The 19,093-nt window shown below is 65.7% G+C and carries 17 protein-coding genes and 2 tRNA genes; 12 read left to right on the top strand and 7 right to left on the bottom strand.

Annotated elements, in window-relative coordinates; translation table 11 throughout:
- The first annotated feature begins 227 nt into the window (after positions 1–227).
- Complete coding sequence (locus tag ABTV10_RS14705) at positions 228–1,673, top strand: carotenoid oxygenase family protein (RefSeq protein WP_499028044.1); 1,446 nt, start codon at positions 228–230, stop codon at positions 1,671–1,673.
- A 100-nt stretch (positions 1,674–1,773) separates the two neighbouring features.
- On the opposite strand, the gene ABTV10_RS14700 is transcribed toward ABTV10_RS14705, so the two are convergent.
- Complete coding sequence (locus ABTV10_RS14700; RefSeq protein ID WP_499028043.1) at positions 1,774–2,145, bottom strand: SOS response-associated peptidase family protein; 372 nt, start codon at positions 2,143–2,145, stop codon at positions 1,774–1,776.
- Positions 2,146–2,897: 752 nt separating this feature from the next.
- Between ABTV10_RS14700 and ftsW the strand changes: the two genes are divergently transcribed.
- The gene (gene ftsW, locus ABTV10_RS14695) at positions 2,898–4,202 is read left to right on the top strand and encodes a putative lipid II flippase FtsW (protein WP_499028041.1); all 1,305 of its coding nucleotides are present in this window, start codon (positions 2,898–2,900) and stop codon (positions 4,200–4,202) included.
- Positions 4,203–4,254: 52 nt separating this feature from the next.
- Positions 4,255–5,007 carry a hypothetical protein gene (locus ABTV10_RS14690; RefSeq protein WP_499028039.1) on the top strand — a complete coding sequence of 251 codons (753 nt, stop codon included), beginning with the start codon at positions 4,255–4,257 and terminating at the stop codon, positions 5,005–5,007.
- A gap of 99 nt (positions 5,008–5,106) precedes the next feature.
- On the opposite strand, the gene mihF is transcribed toward ABTV10_RS14690, so the two are convergent.
- Together mihF and ABTV10_RS14680 are read right to left on the bottom strand one after the other, a co-directional pair.
- Positions 5,107–5,418: an integration host factor, actinobacterial type gene (gene mihF, locus ABTV10_RS14685; RefSeq protein ID WP_433604964.1), complete on the bottom strand. Its 312-nt coding sequence runs from the start codon at positions 5,416–5,418 to the stop codon at positions 5,107–5,109.
- A 93-nt stretch (positions 5,419–5,511) separates the two neighbouring features.
- Positions 5,512–5,688, bottom strand: a complete 177-nt coding sequence (locus ABTV10_RS14680; protein WP_499028038.1) for a hypothetical protein — start codon at positions 5,686–5,688, stop codon at positions 5,512–5,514.
- Positions 5,689–6,463: 775 nt separating this feature from the next.
- Here ABTV10_RS14680 and ABTV10_RS14675 point away from each other — a divergent pair.
- The 7 genes from ABTV10_RS14675 to ABTV10_RS14645 all read left to right on the top strand — a co-directional run bounded on the left by ABTV10_RS14675 (position 6,464) and on the right by ABTV10_RS14645 (position 11,403).
- Complete coding sequence (locus tag ABTV10_RS14675) at positions 6,464–6,772, top strand: hypothetical protein (RefSeq protein WP_499028037.1); 309 nt, start codon at positions 6,464–6,466, stop codon at positions 6,770–6,772.
- Positions 6,773–7,038: 266 nt separating this feature from the next.
- Positions 7,039–7,113, top strand: a tRNA-Arg gene (locus ABTV10_RS14670).
- Between the two features lie 2 nt (positions 7,114–7,115).
- Positions 7,116–7,190, top strand: a tRNA-Trp gene (locus tag ABTV10_RS14665).
- Positions 7,191–7,214: 24 nt separating this feature from the next.
- A complete protein-coding gene (locus ABTV10_RS14660) occupies positions 7,215–7,919 on the top strand; it encodes a hypothetical protein (protein ID WP_499028035.1) in 705 nt (234 codons plus the stop codon).
- 183 nt (positions 7,920–8,102) lie between these two features.
- Positions 8,103–9,554 (top strand): hypothetical protein, encoded by a 1,452-nt coding sequence (locus tag ABTV10_RS14655; RefSeq protein WP_499028034.1) that lies wholly within the window; start codon positions 8,103–8,105, stop codon positions 9,552–9,554.
- A gap of 299 nt (positions 9,555–9,853) precedes the next feature.
- Positions 9,854–10,699: a hypothetical protein gene (locus ABTV10_RS14650; RefSeq protein WP_499028032.1), complete on the top strand. Its 846-nt coding sequence runs from the start codon at positions 9,854–9,856 to the stop codon at positions 10,697–10,699.
- A gap of 329 nt (positions 10,700–11,028) precedes the next feature.
- Entirely contained in the window at positions 11,029–11,403 is a 375-nt protein-coding gene (locus ABTV10_RS14645) for a hypothetical protein (RefSeq protein WP_499028030.1), read from the top strand.
- A 414-nt stretch (positions 11,404–11,817) separates the two neighbouring features.
- On the opposite strand, the gene ABTV10_RS14640 is transcribed toward ABTV10_RS14645, so the two are convergent.
- Positions 11,818–12,537 carry an SDR family oxidoreductase gene (locus ABTV10_RS14640; protein WP_499028028.1) on the bottom strand — a complete coding sequence of 240 codons (720 nt, stop codon included), beginning with the start codon at positions 12,535–12,537 and terminating at the stop codon, positions 11,818–11,820.
- A gap of 165 nt (positions 12,538–12,702) precedes the next feature.
- Here ABTV10_RS14640 and ABTV10_RS14635 point away from each other — a divergent pair, with 165 nt between their 5' ends.
- Positions 12,703–13,020 (top strand): winged helix-turn-helix transcriptional regulator, encoded by a 318-nt coding sequence (locus ABTV10_RS14635; protein ID WP_499028027.1) that lies wholly within the window; start codon positions 12,703–12,705, stop codon positions 13,018–13,020.
- A 1,201-nt stretch (positions 13,021–14,221) separates the two neighbouring features.
- On the opposite strand, the gene ABTV10_RS14630 is transcribed toward ABTV10_RS14635, so the two are convergent.
- From ABTV10_RS14630 to ABTV10_RS14620, 3 genes are all read right to left on the bottom strand, one after another.
- Positions 14,222–15,193, bottom strand: a complete 972-nt coding sequence (locus tag ABTV10_RS14630; protein WP_499035185.1) for a GlxA family transcriptional regulator — start codon at positions 15,191–15,193, stop codon at positions 14,222–14,224.
- A 218-nt stretch (positions 15,194–15,411) separates the two neighbouring features.
- Positions 15,412–17,205 carry an alpha/beta fold hydrolase gene (locus ABTV10_RS14625; protein ID WP_499028026.1) on the bottom strand — a complete coding sequence of 598 codons (1,794 nt, stop codon included), beginning with the start codon at positions 17,203–17,205 and terminating at the stop codon, positions 15,412–15,414.
- A complete protein-coding gene (locus ABTV10_RS14620) occupies positions 17,202–17,801 on the bottom strand; it encodes a TetR/AcrR family transcriptional regulator (protein ID WP_499028025.1) in 600 nt (199 codons plus the stop codon). The genes ABTV10_RS14625 and ABTV10_RS14620 overlap by 4 nt, the downstream gene beginning before the upstream one ends.
- Before the next feature lie 56 nt (positions 17,802–17,857).
- Between ABTV10_RS14620 and ABTV10_RS14615 the strand changes: the two genes are divergently transcribed.
- Positions 17,858–19,035, top strand: a protein-coding gene (locus tag ABTV10_RS14615) for an IS3 family transposase (RefSeq protein ID WP_499028023.1) whose coding sequence is annotated in 2 segments (ribosomal slippage) — positions 17,858–18,142 and positions 18,145–19,035 — 1,176 coding nt in all. Because the reading frame shifts where the segments join, the coding sequence is not laid out codon by codon here.
- Positions 19,036–19,093 lie beyond the last annotated feature (58 nt).

The following is a 19,093-nucleotide window of genomic DNA, read 5'->3' as shown; positions in this document are numbered from 1 at the left end:
CAGCGCGCAAGCTTGCAGCACTCGACCGTTCGGCCGCAAGAAGTCGGACAGGTTTGGCCGACCTCGGAATCCCGTCAACTCCTTGACGACACGTTGTGTCGAGTTCGGCGCGCGTCTTCGTTGGAGACCTTCACAAAACCGGGAAACACGAAACTTCACAAAACGTCCAGCGCCGGTACCGCACTCTGAGACGATCCACATCTAGATGTCCGGGGGAGGAGACAGCTATGGGGAGTTTCGTCGCGGATCGATACGCGCCGGTTCGAGAGGAACTGGTCGAACACAATCTCGAGGTCGAAGGGACAATCCCCGATTGGCTCGATGGACGATACTTGCGCAACGGGCCCAATCCGATTGCGGACGTTGCGCCCGACGAATACAACTGGTTCACCGGTGACGGGATGGTGCACGGCATACGTCTCAGCGACGGTGCCGCGCTCTGGTACCGCAACCGTTGGGTCGATTCTGAGATGACTTCCCAGCTGTTGAACCGACGGAGTCCTGACGAGCGCGGCAGATCTGCACTGCACGGGCCTTCCGCGAACACAAATGTCATCGGCTTCAAAGGACGCACTCTTGCCCTGGTCGAGGGGGGAACCGCGTGTGCGGAGCTGGCCGAGGATCTCGAGACGGTCGGTGTGTGCGACTTCGACGGATCGATACGAGGCGGGTATACGGGTCACCCGGTGCTCGATCCGGAGACCGGTGAACTCCATGCGGTGTCCTACCACTTCGGTCGCGGCAACACCGTGCAGTACACCGTCGTCGGCCCGGACGGGAAGCTGCTGCGCAAGATGGCGATTCCTGTTCAGGGCAGCCCGATGATGCATGCCTTCTCGCTCACCCGCGACTACGTCGTCGTGTATGACCTGCCGGTTACCTTTGATCCTCGTGCGGCGGTCCGTGTCGGAGTTCCCCGACCTCTGCGGCCTCTCGCGCAGCTGGCACTCAGCGCGGTAGTGGGCAGGATCAGAATCCCGCCACCGGTAATGAACCGAGTCCCGCGGGTGCCGGCCGGGCGCTTCCCGTATCGATGGAACAAGAACTATGCCGCTCGTGTTGGGGTTCTTTCCCGTGATGCGAGCGGCCCGGACGCCATGACCTGGGTGGAACTTGACCACCCGTGCTACGTATTCCACCCGATGAACGCGTACAACGACGAGCGGTTCATCGTTATCGACCTCGTAGTTCACCAGCGTGTCTTCGACAGCGATCTGCTCGGCCCGACCGAGGGGCTTCCCCGACTGGAGCGCTGGCGGATAGACGTGCACCAGGGTGAGGTTCAGCGAGAACACCTCGCTGACCAGCACATCGAGTTCCCGAGAATCGACGACAGATACGCGACGAGCCGCTTTCTGCATGGTTGGGCCGTAGGCGGCACCGACGACGTCTCCGGCGAGCACCGGATCTTCCGAACGAATTCGGCCAGCGGTGTTGCCGCTCAACGAGACTTCGGAGGACACTCCGCTGTAGGGGAGTTCACCTTTGTACCGTCATCACCTTCAGCGCCGGAAGGCGAAGGGATTGTCATAGGGTTCGTGACCAATCTCGCCGACAGCACCACCGACCTGGCGATACTTGACGCGCAGTCACTTGAGGATATCGCGAAAGTGCATTTACCCCAACGTGTCCCGGCAGGCTTCCACGGCAACTGGCTTTCTCAACCGCAATAGATCAGGGAGTGCTCGGAGAGATTTCGGTGTTTGCCGCTCTTCGTGCCCTGGCTGTGCAAGTGTTTTGCGACACCGACCCGGCAACTCCGTCCGCCTTAACTTAACGCCGCCTGCCGCAGCTATGAAGGAAAACTCGACGAGCGCATACGCAGTGAGAAGGACGGATCGCCGAGGTGGCTTGATCCGGTAAAAGACCCCACTTGACTGTCCGAAGCTGCCGCTCGGCGGCCGCTGTCGGCTCATCGCGGGGCGCGCGTTCGAGCACGATGCGCACCCGTTGGGTAGGGGCGACGTTGTACGACGGCGGCAGCTCGGCGCCGACCGATTCGACCACATCGAACAGCGATCGCAGTTCCTTGTCGTTCGTGGTGCTCGCATACCGCCCACACACGTCGTGTCTCCCGTCGTCGCAGGTACACCGCGCACGATAGCCGCAGCCGCCGACACCTGCGAGGCAGCGCGCTGCGGGCATGAGGATGGACCGGGTGCGTTCGGTCGCCTCTCGGTGAAACGTGCAACGCAGCTCCAGCCATACGGAACTCTGCGAGGGCAAAGGTGTGAGCCCGGGGGACACGGAACGCAACCGATCCAGCCACCTCAACGCCGATGACGGCGGAGCTATTCCGAAGCGCCGCCGGCGGTCGAGCCCGCTGCGGGCATAGGCTCAACCGCGTCGTCGACCTGCGCCGGGGTCGAGAGCAGGCCACCAGACGGGGAGGCCCGCCGGTGAACCATCATCGTCTACGCCGCCCAGCCATCGTTGCCGGGACCGGCGCCGCGCCGCTCGTGACGGAGCAACCGGCGGCTGCCGAACCGACGGACACCGTCTTCGCCATACCCATCGCGGTCGTCAAGTTTGCCCCACCCCGGATTCCCCACTGCGGGCGCCGGACGTAGTTGCCAGTGAGGTTCTGACGCCGCTCCTGCAGTTCGCGGTCTATGGCAGCGAGGTCGGCGCGCCATACGACGACCCGTCTGCTGTGGCTGACCGCGTGACGGATCAGAGCGAGGCTCCGGCTCTGGGACTCGTGGGAGCATCGAAGTGTGAGAGCACAGTCGGAGACGGATCTGGCGGGGGAGCGGGCTCGAACCCGTTCACGTGACTCGGCATTCGAGTCTTCCCGCACCGCGAGCACGAATGAGGGAGCACGGAACCGCGCGGCGGCGACATCTCCGCGGACCCGGTTCGGGGTGTGGTCGGCGCGGCCATTGTTCGATTTCCACGTGATCCTCAGCGTCACCGCGCTGCTGGTGACTGTCGGGTTGACGATGGTGTTGTCGTCGTCGAGTGTCGAGTCCTTCGTCTCGTCGGGCTCGCCGTACGCACGATTTCTACCGCAGGCGATGTTCGCGGCCATCGGCATCGTCATCTTCGTCGCGACGGTGCGGGTGAGCACGCAGACGATCCGGGCGCTCGCACCGTGGCTTCTCGGGATCGCCGGCGTGCTGCTGGTCCTGGTGCTCGTTCCGGGGATCGGTGTCGAGCAGATGGGCGCCAGGAGCTGGTTCGTCGTCGCCGGGATCTCCTTCCAGCCTTCGGAGTTCGCGAAGGTGGCGCTGGTGATCTGGTGCGCACATCTGCTGGCGACGTACCTGTCGGCCGGAGTCGACGTGAACAACGCGCTGAAGCCGTTGGCGTTGGTGAGCGTGATCGTCATGGCCCTGATCGTTCTCGAGCGCGACCTGGGCACGATGATCACGATCGGCATCATCGTGATGTCGGTGCTGTGGTTCGGCGGATTCCGGGCGAGGTACGTCGCGGCGATCACGATCGCAGGCGTCGTCGCCTCGCTCGTGCTCGGCCTGACGGCGGGCTACCGGTCGGATCGGATCAGAGCGTTCATGAATCCGGAACTGGACCCGCAGGGACTGAACTACCAGACCATCCAGGCGAAGTACGCCCTCGCGAACGGCGGCCTGTTCGGGACTGGGCTGGGGCAGTCGGATGCGAAGTGGAGCTACCTGCCCCAGTCGCACAACGACTTCATCTTCGCGGTCATCGCCGAGGAGTTGGGGTTCATCGGCGCGTTCCTGCTGATCGGCCTGTTCGCGGTCGTGCTGCTGATCGGCATGCGGATCTCGCAGCGCTCGACCGACCCGTTCCTGCGCATCCTCACGACCACCGCGACCACCTGGATCGTGCTCCAGGCGTTCATCAACATCGCCTACGTCGTCGGCCTGGTGCCCGTGACCGGCCTCCAGCTTCCGCTGATCTCGGCCGGCGGCACCTCGATGATCACCACGATGATGATGTTCGGGTTCATCGCCCACGCCGCGCTGCGCGAACCCGAAGCCCTCGTCTCCCTCCACAACGGTGGAAGCCGCCGGATGCGAGCCGTGTTCGGCCGACCCGCAAAGCCCAGCCCAGCGCGCCCAGCGCGGCGAAACCGAGCCGAGGGGACCCCAGTGGACTCCGGGCGCACCACACACCGGCCCTCGCACGAACCGACCCGCGCACGCCAGCACACCACAGACCAGAGGCAACGCAGCGGGCCGGAACGCTCACAGGTTCGCCGCACGCGACGGTAGAGCCACACGAGAACACCCGACGGAAGAACACGGGGGACGACGGATGCAGAAGGTGACCGTGAGCCGAGACGGCTCGATCGGACCGTTCGCCGATGCCACCGCGGCCGAGAACTGGCTCGCGGACCGGCTCGCGCTGCTGTGCGCGCTCGCCGGACAGAAGGGCACGCCCGAGGCGTGGATCGTGGCGGTCGACACCGGCGGCCACGAGTGCGTGTGCCCGGCCGTCTACGGCAGCAGCACCGACACCGTCCGAATGCACTACACGCCCACCCCGGATGACGTCTTCGACGTCGCCGCGGTCGATGGGATGCTCTTGCACGCGCTCGGTCACCGCGCTCGCCGCGCCCACGCGCGAATCCTCCGCTGGCTCGGGTGGACACTCACGGCTGCCGCCGTGGCGTTCGTGCACGTGGTCGTCTTTCGAGATACCCACAACTCCTCTGCCAGTCTCACCACGCCGCTACAGGCGGTTCTGGGCGCTTTCGCCGTTGTGGGCGCGCTTCTCGTCGCGGCGTGGATTCGCTACCACTGGACGGCGGAACCCGCGGCGGACGCGTACGCGCTCGAACACGGCGGGCCGCGGCCGATCCTGACGTTTCTGCGCCGCATGGTCGGCGATCCTGTCTCCGAAGCAGTGATGCCGAGGGCCCGGCCGGGGCACCGCATCACACGCCTCCAGGCCCGGCTGTGGGCGAACTCGACCCTCGGCACCAGCCAAGCTGGCCTTCAGCCGATCGCCGAGCCTGGCTTCAGGCGCCCCCGTAACCGGTCCCCGCGCCTCAATGGGAGCGACTCATCCACCTGACGTCGATGCGCCTGCGCACTCGCATCGTTGGTGCACACTGGTACGCGAAAGGGCCTGCGAGACACAATGGACCGCTCGCAGGCCCTTCCAGCTTTCGGATCAGCCGAGTCGTTCGAGGAGCCCGGCGCGCTGGTTCGAACCGAGCCCGCCCATGCGTCGGGTCTCCGAGATCCCGAGGTCGGTCATGATCTCGAGGGCGGTGACCTTCCCGATCTTCGGCACCGACTCGAGGATGTAGAGGACCTTGGCGCGGCTGACGGTCTCGTCGGTGCCGGCGCGGCCGAGGACCTCGGCGAAGCTCGACTTGCCGGTCTTGAGTTCCTCGCGCAGCGCGGCTCGCGCGCGGCGGGAGGCGGCCGCCTTCTCGAGCGCCTGGGCGCGCTGTTCGGGGGTCAGGGTGGGCAGTGCCATGTAATACGTCCTTCGTTCGCATTGGCGGGAATGTCGCGCCTGGTCAGCGTCGCGTGCGACCGTAGTACGCGCCTCCGACAGGTACGAGTGTCGTCACCCGGCGTTCATGGTGTCGAGGATCTGCGGGCGTGACTTCCACGGTTCCTCGGACCAGTACGCCCACGAGTGGGTTCCGGCGCTGGTGAAGTCGAACGTCGCCGGGATCCCGAGGGAGTTCAGCCGCAGCGGGAACGCCCGCGTGTTCGCCAGCGCCAGCGCCTCGAGGCCCATGGCGTTCGGTCTGGCGGAGCCCTCTGACGAAACAGCCGAGCGGTGAGAGGCTGCTGCGTGCGCCCCATACGGGCCCCGACGATCGGTCCCCATCCATACCCGGACCCACGTCGACCAAGCCCGGCCATGCCGCCGCCGCCCAGGATTACCAGCCGCCCAGGCGCGCGGCACGGCCCGGACTCGGCCGGTGAGCCGCGGTCAGTCGACCACGCGCAATCGCGGTCGTCGTCGCGCAGGCCTCGAGCTCGGGTGGCGGGCCTGCGCCCCCCTCATCGCGGCACAGTGATCCGACACCCGTTGTGAGGGGAACTCCAGAAGACTACCGAGTGGTTCAGCGTCGTCCGCTCCGTGCTCGGGCCTGACTGCGCCCGCCGCGATCGCTCGCTTTGTGTCCGTTAGGTCCATTTGTCCGAAGCTAAGCGCGGCGCACGGCAGGGGCGGTAGCCACGCCATCCAGAACGAGGAATTCACCCTGGGCTTCGCCCCGCTCACTCGGCTTGGCCGTGGCACCGAAAGCCTCGCCCGGTCCACCGCGCTGATCGACGCTGCGCCGCCCGCGGCTGCCAGCGCAGCTGGGCACTGTCGGCTGTGTGAATCGTGATCGTGGTTGTCATCTCGCGGCGCTCTGACCTGCGGTGTGACAACTAGGGTGAAGACGTCAGAGAGCGGTCGTCGTCATCGAAGTTGGCATTTGTTTGCGACTGTTCACTGGCTGAACGAACTTGGTTGAACGCCCGTACTTTTGCGTTCACACGGACTACTCGACGATCAGGCCATGGCCGGGACGGATGGTGTCGGCGTCGAGGTCGGCGAGGTGGTCGAGGGCATCGAGTTTGTCCGCGTGCTCGTGCCCGTGCCCGTGGTCGAAGACGGGTGGGATCAGGTGCGGGCCGTAGGTTTTCGACAGTGGATGGGCGGTGACCAGAGAATCGCCGGTGACAACGCGACTTGCGGGCCCTCTACCTGCAAAGTCGTGGCGAGTTGCCTCGCGAACTTCCCGGGCTCTGCGCTCTGGACGTGCGATCCGCCGCCCACGTCGAGGACCAGCGCGCATCACGAACGCCGATTGGAACAGACTCCTTGAGGCCGTCGACTCGTCAGCCCCGTACGTGAGCATCCTCGCAACGAACCTCCGAGGCGAGATGAATGATCGATCGAGGAGATCGACGCGGGACGGCGGCGTGTACCGCGTGGCCCTGAGCAACTTCTTGCCAACCGCGCTCAGCCCAGGTCGTCCGCGGATGACCGGGGCGGACTGCCGTTTGCGGGGCCCGGCGCAGACGCTGCTCATCCTGGACGCCGAAATCTGCGTGCAGGCCGATCTCGGTGTCGGCTACTATCTCGGTGCCTCATGGAGTAGATCAGCGGTAGATCACCCGGCTCCTAACCGGGAGGGCGCGGGTTCGAATCCTGCCTCCATGTCCAATCCTGGTGTAGCTCAGTGGCAGAGCACCCGGCTCCAGACCGGGAGGGCGCGAGTTCGACCCTCGCCGCCAGGTCCACATTCGTATCTCTCGGGAGGGTCGTTGTCTGATCAGGCGTTTCGGGACGGCCCGTCGCAGTACGCGACCGGGCAGCTGACGCGTGCGCTCGAGATCGCGGTACGTGTGGGAGACAGCGCAACGCGTGCCCGAGCACAGCAGAAGGTGCAACGGTGGCGGGATGTCCTGGACGGCATGGCGACTGGGCACATCAGAGTCGGCAGCCGCACACCTGTCGCAGATCTGCCCGCCTGGGTGACTCTAGAAGTGGCGCACGGCGGTTTCGCTACCGGCCGCGCGTTGTCCGAAGCGCCGCTGAGTGCAGCCGAAGCCGAGTTGCTTACCCAGCTGCCGCGAGAGTTGCCGGGCGACACGGACCGGGAACGGCTGAATCTGTGGTACCTCGGTGATACCGGTCAGGCCGAACTGCTGAAGTTGATCACCGGCGGTCGCTACCGGATCGAGGTACCAGAGGACGCGGCGCTGGCCATCGTCGCTCTTCTGTTGCGCCGAGGTCTCATGGAGCAGGCCCTCGACTTGATCGCCGACCTGCGGCCGTTCATGGCGCGGTTGCGCTTCACCCCCGCCGCCGACGCCGCAGCCCGCCCGACAGGCGTGCTGGTGCGGGTGACGTCGGTGGGTGAGGTCGCGGCAGCACTGCGAGCGGTCTCCACACCGGAACAACTGACACTCATGCGCACCACCGTCGATGTGTGGACGCCGTTGTACGACCGCTTGGTGGAGCTGTGATGCGCGACCGTCGGCGGCGACCTGCCGCGGCTGGACGACTCGGGCACGGTCCGGGGCGGCTGGCCCTGCCGTATCTGGCCCGCGCGGTGGGATTACGAACGCGCGTGCTGGCTCAACGATTTCACCCGCGCCCGTCGTGACCACGAGTTTCGCGGACGGCACGCGCACCGCAAGAGCAACTTCGTGCGGCTGTATGAAGCCCTGCTCGGGTACGGTGCCGCCGGTGCCGGCCTGACTGCCCGACAAGTCGGATGGGTCCGCCGTGCACTCGCCAACACGATCACCCGCCGCGGTGAGCCCGGCGGCTCCGGACGCGAAGCCGTACGCATTGCACAGGCCGAGTGCTTGTCCGCACCATTGTTCGCAGATCTCGCAACAGTGTTGGCGACCCGGTTGGACCGCTATCCCGCCGACGGCGGACTGCCATCCCTCGACACGGTCACTGCGCCGATCACGGCTGCCGAGGAAGCAATGGTCCGACCAGCAACCGACCGCCCAGCTGTCCCCGTGGGTTCGACGATGCCGCAGCACCTGCAGGACAAGGCGATGCGTGCTCTGGAGGCACCCGCTGACGAGCTGATCCGGCGCGGAATCATCGGCTCGGGTGAGATGCTGGCAGCTGTCCTTCCCCAGCTCACCTCGCGGGTACTGTCCGCCGACATCACCGAACCGGATGTCGCGGAACTCTTCGAACAGCTCTACGCCGCGTTCCGAAGGCGGCGCAGCCTGCTGCTGGTCGATCTGCAGCACCAGGTCCGGTTCGAGGAATTGCCGTGGGTCGCAGCGCTGAACCCTCTGCGCGACAGCCGAAACGTCACGGCGCAGGCCAGCGCTGCCCGCGCCCTCCTGCGGCAGGTAACCATGTTGGCGATCGAGTCCTTCCCGCATGCTGTGCTTCCGAATCCACTCGTGCGTGAGTTCCACGCGCTCGCACAGCGGGCGGGACTGGATCTGCCCCTGGTCGAGGAAGTCGCCGCTGACATCTTCATGGGCACCTTCACCGAGAAGTGGCGAGCCGCCGCCATCACCGCGAGCCGAACCTTGGATGGCACGTTGTATCAGGCGTACTACGACCTGCCCGCAATGTCGGCATGGGATGTGCAGGGACGCAGCATCACTCGATGGAACAAGGCCACCGCGCTCGATTTCACCGAGCTGTGCGAGCAGCGCGCCACCGAGGCCGGCACAGACGGCAGCTACGTCGCCCGCAACGGGGCGGTGCTCGAGCAGAGCCAGATTCTCACCACGCACAATCTGGCTGCGCTGGTCGACGCGCTCCAACTCGACCGCCGACTGCGCGACATCGCGCCGGAAGCAGCACAGCGGACCTTCGACCGGACACTGCAGAGACTGAGCCAGCCGGCCCACGGCCACGCCGCCCTCATCCAGGTGAAGAACGCCGCCTACGCCTGGCGACAGGCCATCTTCCTGCTGAGCTACTGCGATATGGCTACCCAGCGCGCCCAACTGCGTCGGTTGTCCGAGCACGCCACCACGCCCCAGATCGCGTCCGCCGTCGCCGGGCTCGCCCACATCCTCGACGGCGGCCGTTTCACCCCGGCCGGCTCCGTCTCCCACGGTGACGGCCGCCGATTCCTTGGATGGGCCGCCGGACGCCACTGGTACTTCGGATGAGTCAGGTTTCCGAACCTGTCCCGCCGCTCCCGGCGCAACCGCTGGGAGTCCTCCGCAACGTATCCGGCATCGTGCACAGCACCAGGAACAAGAAGCGTGTCCTCGCTGCAGAACCGGTGCCTGTAGACGGTCCTCACCGCGTGCCTACAGTCGCGGCTGTAGCAGTTTCCTGACGGTAGGGCGGCCCGCTGCTCCTGTCCGGTTTGTCGGTGCCGCGTGCGACAGTCGTCCTCAAACGAGATGCGGCCGAGCCCGAGGGTCGACAAGGCCGGCGCACAGACGGGAGGCACGGGACACAGGTGGGGGACATCGTTTCCGCGATCGTTCTGCTGGTGGTCGTCACATCGATGGTGTTGTCGGTCCGGAATTTGGCCCGCGGTCCCGAACGCCGCGCCGAATACCTGCAGACAGTGCGAGCCCTACGCTGGTGGATGGTGCCGGGAGCGATCGCTCAGATCACTCTCGTGGCCACCACGTTCTGGGCTCTGACCACCCTCGCGCCGTTCACAAAGTTCGGCTGGTGGGTCGCCCTCGGCGGAAGCGGCAACATCTCGCTCGGTCAGACGGGCAAGGACGGCATCGGCTGGACGATGCTGGCGGTTGCCGTCCCACTCTGCCTGATGCTGCTGGTGCCCGCTCTCGCTCACAATGAGGAGTCCATATTCCGGTCCGGTGCCGAAGGCTGGACCGTTGGTCGCCGGATCCGCACGCAGGTCACGTTCGGACTGATCCATCTGACAATGGGTATACCGGTGGCGGCCGGGTTGGCTCTCGTGATCAGCGGGTTCTACTTCGAGTGGGTGTACCTACGTGCGGTGCGACGTCACCGGTCGGAGATCATTGCCTTGCAGGACGTGCCGCCTCCCACCGAGGAGGCTTGTCCGACGCTACCTGTCGGCGCCCCGTACGACCCAGCCGAATGGGACCGGATCCAACTGCTCCGATCCGATATTCGGGCACGCAACAGGCAACGTCGCCTGGATTGGGAGGACGGTGTAGACGAGGAGTCCCGACGGGCACGGGAACAGCGGGCCGCGCTTCGGGTGCCGGCGGTATCGACGGCGGCCGCAGCCCATTCCACGTCCAACTGGATCATTTGCGCCGTGCTGCTCGTATTCGTCGTCTCCGAACTGCTCGCCGGCTGAGAACCGCGGAGAGATCACCCGCACCCTCCGTAACGTTCACCTGTCGTCCGTGTGGCGTGCACCAACGACAGCGCAGTCAGGCCGCCGGGCGTTGTGCGAGATCGCCTTGAGCGCAAAGGCTTTGTGCATTTCATATGCGCCTCGCCTCTGGTTCTACGTTGTCTTTGTCGCACGAAAATCGGCACCGTGACCCACGCAGACCCGGCTGGAGACACAGCTGCACTCACGCTGATCGACCCATCATCGTGACCAGTGGCCAACCTGTGAACCGTCATCGCCGGGGTCATTCGCTCTTGGACTTCCGCCCTGGTCAGGGTCAGAACCAATCCGTGCCCATACGAAGGATTCTCGTCGCTACTGCGTGCGTGATCGTGGTGGTGTCGTGGCTGTTCATGGTCGTCGACGGGATCGTCGAGAGCAACTGGACGCAGTTGTTCTGGCAATTCCTGCTGGCGATGATGGCACTCGACTGGTGGCGCGATCGACGGGGAATGTCGTCCATGCCGACGGACGCGCCACGTCAACAGCTCGCATCCAGAACGATGGCGCTGGTGACCGCCATCGGAGGCGGCGCGATGGTCGTCACGCAGGAGGCGTTGCTCGGCCGGATCGCCGGGGGAATCCTGGTCGCAATAGCTCTCGGCTTCCTGTACCAGATTCTGTCGAGCATTCGCGAGAAGAAGCCTCCCGCCGAACCGGCGTGAACCGCCGACGTCACTGAATTCGACCTGGACCTGGTTGCCGCGGTTGCAGGCGACTCGTTGCAGTCCTGCCGATTGCGTGAGCGCGAGACGAGCGTGCGCAGGCGCTGCGCCAACTAGTCTGGCAATTTGCCAACTACAGTGACCGCTCTGCGAACTACGTTGTCCATGTGCCAACCAGCCTGGCGATTCACAGCGGCGGCTGTGAACCGTCATCGTGGTAGTGACGTTCGGGGCATCGCCACACGCACCGGCGCGGTGAGGTCGTGAGCGATCCGGGCGGCACTGGCCGCGGGTGCGGGGAACACCCATCCGGTGCCGTCCCTCACCACAACGACGACCATTGGGGCCCGTCCGGTTCAGTCCCACTGCCGGCGACGAGGACGGCCTTGCTGGTCAAGGGCTACTTGTTTGCGGTCATGCATGCCGTGCCCCGCCCTCGACGTGGATGGTTTCACCGGAGACGAACCCGGCGCCCAGGAGCCAGGCCACGGCGTCGGTGATGTCGTCGCTGGACCCTGCGCGGCTGGCGAGGTTCGCGGCGGCAGCGCCCGCGAGTAGGCCCTGCTTGGCGTGCGCGCCGAGTTCGTCCCAGGTGCCGGAGTCGATGATTCCGGGCGAGATCGCGTTGACTCGGATCGGAGCGAGTTCCTTGGCCAGGTGGGTGACCAGGAATGCGACGGCGCCGTTGGATACGCCCATGATCGTGTACGGCGCGTTTGGATTCCATGCGGCGACACCGGAGAACAGCACGATGGAGCCGTGAGGCGACAGGGTCTTCGCGAAGTGCTTGGCCACTAGTAGTGGACCGAACACCTTCGCCTCGAAGGCGGTGACGATCTTGTCGTGCTCGAGTTCGGTCACCGGGACGTTGTGGTGGGCCGAGGCGGTGATGACGATGTGATCGATCGGGCCGAGCTGGTCCGCTGCGGCGGCGATCGTGACCTCGTCCGTCAGGTCGATATGGATCGCGGTTGCGCCCGGCAATTCACTCGCCAGAGCGGCGGCGCGTTCAACGTCGCGCGCACCGATCACCGGCACGGCGCCTAATGCCGCAGCCTTCCGCGCCACCGCCTCCCCGAGATACTTCGATCCGCCGATGACCAGGACCCTCTGTCCTGTCAGCTCTGTGCTCATGCTCTGGCGCTCCTCTCGTGGGGTACTCAATTCGTGGGCATCCGGCCACACGCCGTCGCCCGCATCAAAGGTATGGTTTTGATACCGGTTACTTCAACGAAACCTGAAGGGACGAGCATGGGGAAGGCGTACGACGTAATGGCTGCGAGCTGCCCGAGTCGCACAGTGCTGAACCGCATCGGGGCGCGCTGGACGATCTTCGTCATCACCGCCCTGGCCGACCGTTCCATGCGCTTCACCGAGCTCAAGGCGTACATCCAGGGCATCACCCCTAAGGTGCTCACCGAGACCTTGCGGGCACTGGAGGCAGACGGGCTCGTCGCCCGCACGGAGTACAACGAGAACCCGCCGCGGGTCGAGTACCGACTTACCCCCCTCGGCCGTTCGCTGTGGGGGCCTCTGCAGACTGTCCGCGAGTGGGCACAGACCCACGTGCCGGAAATCCAACGGGCGCAACGCAAGATAGGTTTCGACGCCACCTGAGGCTGCAACTAGCGATATTTTCCGTCTTTCCGACATGTTGATCGGTTAGCCTCCTCCGGAAAGATCACCGAGCAGACCGGGGCGCGGCCGACGGTGAGTGTTTGTGGCCCTGCAGGTGGTGCGAGACGCGCACTCCTCGCCGCGATCGAGAGGACCTTCTCGCGACGCAGCGGCGCGCCCGGTTGTGCGAGACCGTGCTGACGCTGGTCGTTGGCCGCGCGACCGGTGGGATGGTCGTACTTCGCAATGGCAGTCGAGTAGTCGCCACCCTGCTCTGAGGGCTCATTTCTGTTCCAGTGTTCCCAGCTCGGCGAGTGTGTTTCTCGAGCTCATCGCCCTGTCCGCGAAGTACAGCGTCCAGGTACGCGCGCGATGCGTGGGCTGGGATCTGCAGACTCTCTTCACGTTCAGCGTCCCGAGCAGGGTCGGTATAGCGGGAGATACAGCAGTGCGTCGGTGGAGCCGAGGTGTGCGGCGCCGGGGACAGTGAGCTGGTAGCTGGGTTCGGCAGCGTTCTTGAGCGCCCGCTCGAGCGCGTCCGCGTGCTCTCATCCCCGTCGTTGCTGCCGGTTCCGCGGCCCGAGACCGCCCCGAAACACCGCGGTGAGCACCGCAGCAGCCGCAGTCCACGCCGCACGCGCCCGGCGGGGGCGTCCACGCAGCCAGTCAACAGGGCGACGCTTGAAGCGGCCGCGATCGGCAGGAAGGCGCTGGTGTGTAAGGTCATTCGAGTCCTTCTGAGCGACATGCAATCTTGGTTGACTGCATGGATCCTCTGCTCGCGCAGGGCACTGTAGACATCGGCCCCAGGTTCGATCCGGTGTCCTTCCGCGCGTGGCTTTCTTCGTTGCCGGCAACCTCGTCACGCACGATCCGCGACTGTTCCACCGGATCCGCTCACAGCCGCCAGATTCGGAGTGATCCAACCAGGGGGAGTGGCGAATTGAAGTTCCGCGCGTTCCCCGCGACCGCAGCCCAGTGCGCAGCCGCCGATGCCGGAAGTTGCACTTATAGCGGCCGTTCGTCGGCTGAGAGAACTGTGTCGAATAAGCGGAACTCGGCGTCCTTGCAGCACTGATCAGCGAGCCGGGTGACCTTCAGAGGCGCGGTGGTTGTTCGCGCGCCGAGGAGACGTCTCGCTCGCGGCGTGAGCCGGTGCGTTTGAAGTCCGTCGTGGTGTAGTCCGTGATGAGACGGAGGCTCATGCGAAGGCGCGGCGATAGGTCTGGGGGCTGACGCCGGTGGTCTTCTTGAACCGGTCGCGGAACGCGGTGGGGGAGCCGAAGCCGACCTGATCGCCGATTCGTTCGACGGAGTGGTCTGTGGTTTCCAGGAGGTGTTGGGCGTGCCGGATCCTTGCCCTGTGCAGCCACTGCATCGGGGTGGCGCCGGTTTGTTCGCGGAAGCGGCGGATCAGCGTCCGGGTGCTGGTGCCGGCGTGCGCGGCGATCTTGTCGAGGGTCAGTGGGCGGGGGAGGTTGTCCTGGAGCCACTCGAGTGGTTCGAACTCGGAGCCGTGGGGGAGCGGCGCGTGGTCGTGGACGATGAACTGTGCCTGTCCTCCTTCGCGTTCGAGGGGCATCACCGACAATCGGGCGGTGTCGGCGGCAACGGCCGAGCCGTAGTCACGGCGGACCATGTGCAGGCACAAGTCCAGTCCGGCCGCGGCGCCCGCCGAGGTCAGGAACCGTACGTTGTCGACGTACAGCACGTCGGGGTCGACGGTGAGCTCGGGGTAGCGGGCAGCGAGGAGGTCGGCGGCAGACCAGTGGGTGGTGACTCCGAGACCGTTGAGGAGTCCGGTGGACGCGAAAGGGAAAGCGCCCGTGCAGATCGACGCTATCCGGGTTCCCCGCTCGGCGGCGTCGCACACGGCGGCACGCACCTGTGGCGGCAGGGACGCCGACGGGTCGGCGACGCCGGGGACGATGATGGTTTCGGCGTCGGTGAGCCCGTCCAATCCCCACTCTGTGCGAATCGTGAAGCTGCCCGCGTCGGTCTCCTTCTCGAGCCCGCACACACGCACCTGATAGCCGGGTCGACCGTCAGGCAGACGGGTGCGCCCGAACGTCTCGATCGGGCTGGACAGGTCAAACGGAATCACCCGATCGAGGGGACTGCCCCCGGTTTGGTTGACATCTTGACCTGCCCCAGGGTTCGTTACCCCCGGCAGTGTGATGATCAGGCGGGGATGGACGGGGTCGAGGGTGATGTCGCGTAGCTGTTCGACCAGGTGGGCCGCGGTCTGTGCTTCCCGGTTGGAGAGCTCGGGGTGCTCGTGGAGGTGACGTCGCCACCGCACGAGGTCGGCAGTCGCATCCAGGACTACCTTGTCGATGCGGGCGTGGATGCCCGTATCCCTGTCAGCGGCTGAAACCTCGGGCGTCGTTGTCACCCGACCGATCCCTTGAGCAGATCGACGAGAGCATCGCTATGGGTCAGTTGCGGATGGTGCCCGGCACCCGGCACCGAGATCAGCTCGACGTTCGGAAGTGACTCGAGCTGCTCAACCGCGCCCGGGGCGATTGGGTCGTCGATTCCCGTGATGATGCGGACCGGGCCACTGAATCGCCCAAGCGCTTCCTGGAGTTCGGCACGCCACTGCTTCGATCCCGCTAGGGCGAGATGCTCGGCCACGCTCTTGGCGCTGCTTCGCTTGAGGTCACTGAGACTGGAATTGAGAGCAGCCGCGCTCGCTTCCGATCCGGTCAGTTGGCGTGACAGCCGTGCTGGGTCTGCGTGTCGCAAGTAGGCGCATACGAGCGGCCTCAGTCTGGCCGAGGCGCCCATCGTGGCTTGGAGGAAGAACGGTGCGATCAACGTGAGGGACTTAACCTGCGCCGGGAACCGGTCAGCCGCAACTACTGCCGCAGCCGCACCGATGGAGTGGCCGACGAGGTCGGCGGGTTCCCCAGCTAGTACCGCCGGTAGCCACTGTTCCCAGTCCTGAACGCCAGCCCCGCTACTGAGGCCGAGCCCGGGCAGGTCGACGACCCGCCCCGCAATGCCGGCCGCTACCTCTGCCCACGTGTCCGCGTTCACAGGCAAGCCGGGAAGGATCACTCGACTGGATCCGGGTACGCCGAGCTCAAATGTCCTCAGGCCGCCAGCGTCGACGAACCGCCGACCGTCAGCCATGACGGCACCAAACCGATGCGCGGCCAGGTGGTCGGCCCACCGTTCGAGGGACACCAGCACGTCGGGCGTCTGGATCCCGTGTCTGTCGGCGAACTCGACGGCGGACTCCGTCGGATAGCGGTCGGCGGACATGAAGGTGAGCGTCTCGGGATCCGCCTTGGTGATCTGCTGCGGGAGCCGCTTGATGACACCGATCGGTATCCTTACCCGCGGGACCTTCGCGCCGAGATGCCGACCGACGTGCGCGAGCAGGTCCGCCAGCGGCGGGGTGTCGTCGTCGAGAACCCAGTAGGCCATGCCCGCGGCAGCCGGATCGACTGCTGCTGCCGTCATGAAGGCCGCCAGATAGTCGACCGTGACGACAGGGAGAAACGTCGATTCGTTTCCGGGCAACGCTGCTGCCGTGCCGTCCCAGATCTGCTCGATCGTGCTGGCCAGCCCGATGTGCTGGTCGGATTCCCCTGTGGCGCTGTCGCCGATCACGCTGGAAGGATTGACGATGGTCCAGGGAACTCCGTGCTTCAGGGCTCGGGCCTGGAAGATTGCGTCGGATTCCACTTTTGACGCTTCGTAGGCGCCAAGTTCCTCGTAGACCGCGGTGCGGTGATCGTCTGACCACGGAACAGTTGTGGGGTCCTGTCCGCCGACGCGGTAGCCCGACACGTGGACGACGCGCTGCAGGTCGGGGAGGTCCTTGGCGAAGTCGATCAGCTTCTCGACGATGCCGACGTTCGCGCTGCGTGCCTCCTGGGCGGTCATCCCGAATCGGTAGGATCCGGCGCAGTTGTGGATCTCGGTGATGAACGGGAACGCCGGTGGGCCGCCTGCGACGATCTCAGGAGCATCGAAGTCGACGATCGTCGTGCTGATGCTCCGTGCCAGGCCATGCTCCCTGACCCATCGCTCGACACGCGCTCCGGACTCGGCGGTCCGAACTGCCGCCGTGACGTCCGCACCAGCCTCGGCAAGGGTCAGGACGAGGTGCCGGCCGATCAGTCCCGAGGCCCCGAAAACCAGGGCGTGACGGGAGTCTTCGTGTGGTGTCATCGCGTCCCCCCAACGGTCTGGCGGCGCTTGCTGATGAGCTCCGCCACGACGTCAGCGGCCGAAATCAGGGGTTGGGTGCTCTGCATGGCGCGAGAGACGATGACCGCCCCCTCGATCGTCGACACAACAACGGTTGCCAGAGACCGGGCCTCCTCGGCGTCAACACCGCTGGCCTCGAGGAACGCGGCTGTCGGGGCGATCCACGACTCGAAGGCAGCGGCGCACGCCTGCCGCAGTCGCTCGCTCTCCGCGCCCATCTCCAGGGTGACGACGGAGACCGGGCAACCCCGCCGGAAGTGACTCTCGCTGACGATGGTAGTCAGGGCCTCAATCATGGCGCGGGCAGCCTCGGCCGCACCGCCTGCGGAAACTGCAGCCTCTGCAATCAGCGTCTCGAACTGCTTCGCGGCGAGCTCAACCGCTGCGACGCCCAGGCCCTCCTTCCCGTCGGGGAAGTGGAAGTAGATCGACCCCTTTGGTGCTGCGGCGTGTTCGATCACAGCATTCAGACCCGTGCCGCTGTAGCCGCTGGTCTGGATGAGCTCGAGCATGGACTCTGCGAGCCGTGCCTTTGTCAGGTCTCGGGACTGCTGCACGGATAGGTGACATCTGATCTGTGGTGCCGAGAGGTGCCACTGGAAGGATGTGCACCGTGCCGAAGCCATTCCCCAAGGAGTTCCGCGACGACGTCGTCCGTGTGGCCCGAGGCCGTGAACCAGGCCAGCACCTGAGGCAGATCGCGGCCGACTTCGGCATCAGCGAATCCTGCCTGGCCAACTGGCTCAAGCAGGCCGATGTCGAAGACGGCATCAAGCCGGGGACGACTAATGAGGAGTCCAGGGAGAACCGCGAGCTGAAGAAGCGGATCCGGCTGCTCGAGCAGGAGAACGAGGTCCTGCGCCGGGCTGCGGCCTACCTGTCGCAGGCGAACCTGCCGGGAAAATGATCTACCCGCTCGTCCGCGAGTTGGCCGCCGACGGAATCCCTGTCGCGGTGACGTGCCGGGTGCTGAATATCGCGCGCCAACCGTACTACCGGTGGCTGGCCGCGCCGGTGACTGCTGCCGAGCGCGACGAGGCGTATCGGGCGAATGCCTTGTTCGACGCTCACCACGACGACCCGGAGTTCGGGTATCGGTTCCTCGTTGACGAGGCCGCCGACGCCGGCCAGAAGATGGCGCCGCGCACTGGGTGGCGGATCTGCTCGGAGAACAAGTGGTGGAGCTCGTTCGGCAAGAAGCGAGGCACCAAGAACGTCCGCTCGGGGCCGCCGGTCCACGACGACCTCGTCAAGCGGAACTTCACGGCTGATTCACCGAATATGTTGTGGCTCACCGATATTACCGAGCATCACACCGGCGAGGGGAAGCTCTACCTGTGTGCGATCAAGGACATGTACTCGAACCGCATCGTGGGCTACTCGATCGACTCGAGGATGAAGGCCCGTCTTGCTGTCGACGCCCTGGACTCGGCCGCCGCCCGTCGGGCTGCGGCGGGTGATCTGGTGGCCGGCTGTGTTGTGCACAGCGATCGCGGATCACAGTTCCGCTCAAGGAAATTCGTCCGCACGCTGGGCCGGCACGCGATGGCCGGATCGATGGGCAGGGTCGGCGCCTGCGGCGACAACGCGGCGATGGAATCGTTCTTCGCCCTGCTGCAGAAGAACGTCCTCGACCGCCGTCCGTGGGCGACCCGCGACGAGCTCCGGATCGCGATCGTCACGTGGATCGAACGGACCTACCACCGCCGCCGACGTCAGGCCAGGCTCGGCAAGTTGACCCCCGTCGAATACGAGACCATCATGACCACACCAGCCACTCAGGCTGCGTGACCGAATCTGTCACCCGATCGTGCAGCAGTCCCCTCCTTTGGATGCCATGGTCATAAAA

It is taken from the genome of Paraburkholderia sp. RHO2, assembly GCF_050955445.1.
Classification (GTDB): Bacteria; Actinomycetota; Actinomycetes; order Mycobacteriales; family Mycobacteriaceae; genus Prescottella; species Prescottella agglutinans_A.
This window is presented reverse-complemented; position numbering and strand designations above follow the sequence as displayed.

Excerpts from the sequence above, each read along its gene's own strand:
- ABTV10_RS14705 (WP_499028044.1), top strand. The coding sequence starts at position 228 with ATGGGGAGTTTCGTCGCGGATCGATACGCGCCGGTTCGAGAGGAACTG.
- ABTV10_RS14700 (WP_499028043.1), bottom strand. The coding sequence starts at position 2,145 with ATGCCCGCAGCGCGCTGCCTCGCAGGTGTCGGCGGCTGCGGCTATCGT.
- mihF (WP_433604964.1), bottom strand. The coding sequence starts at position 5,418 with ATGGCACTGCCCACCCTGACCCCCGAACAGCGCGCCCAGGCGCTCGAG.
- ABTV10_RS14680 (WP_499028038.1), bottom strand. The coding sequence starts at position 5,688 with ATGGGCCTCGAGGCGCTGGCGCTGGCGAACACGCGGGCGTTCCCGCTG.
- ABTV10_RS14675 (WP_499028037.1), top strand. The coding sequence starts at position 6,464 with ATGGCCGGGACGGATGGTGTCGGCGTCGAGGTCGGCGAGGTGGTCGAG.
- ABTV10_RS14640 (WP_499028028.1), bottom strand. The coding sequence starts at position 12,537 with ATGAGCACAGAGCTGACAGGACAGAGGGTCCTGGTCATCGGCGGATCG.
- ABTV10_RS14625 (WP_499028026.1), bottom strand. The coding sequence starts at position 17,205 with ATGACACCACACGAAGACTCCCGTCACGCCCTGGTTTTCGGGGCCTCG.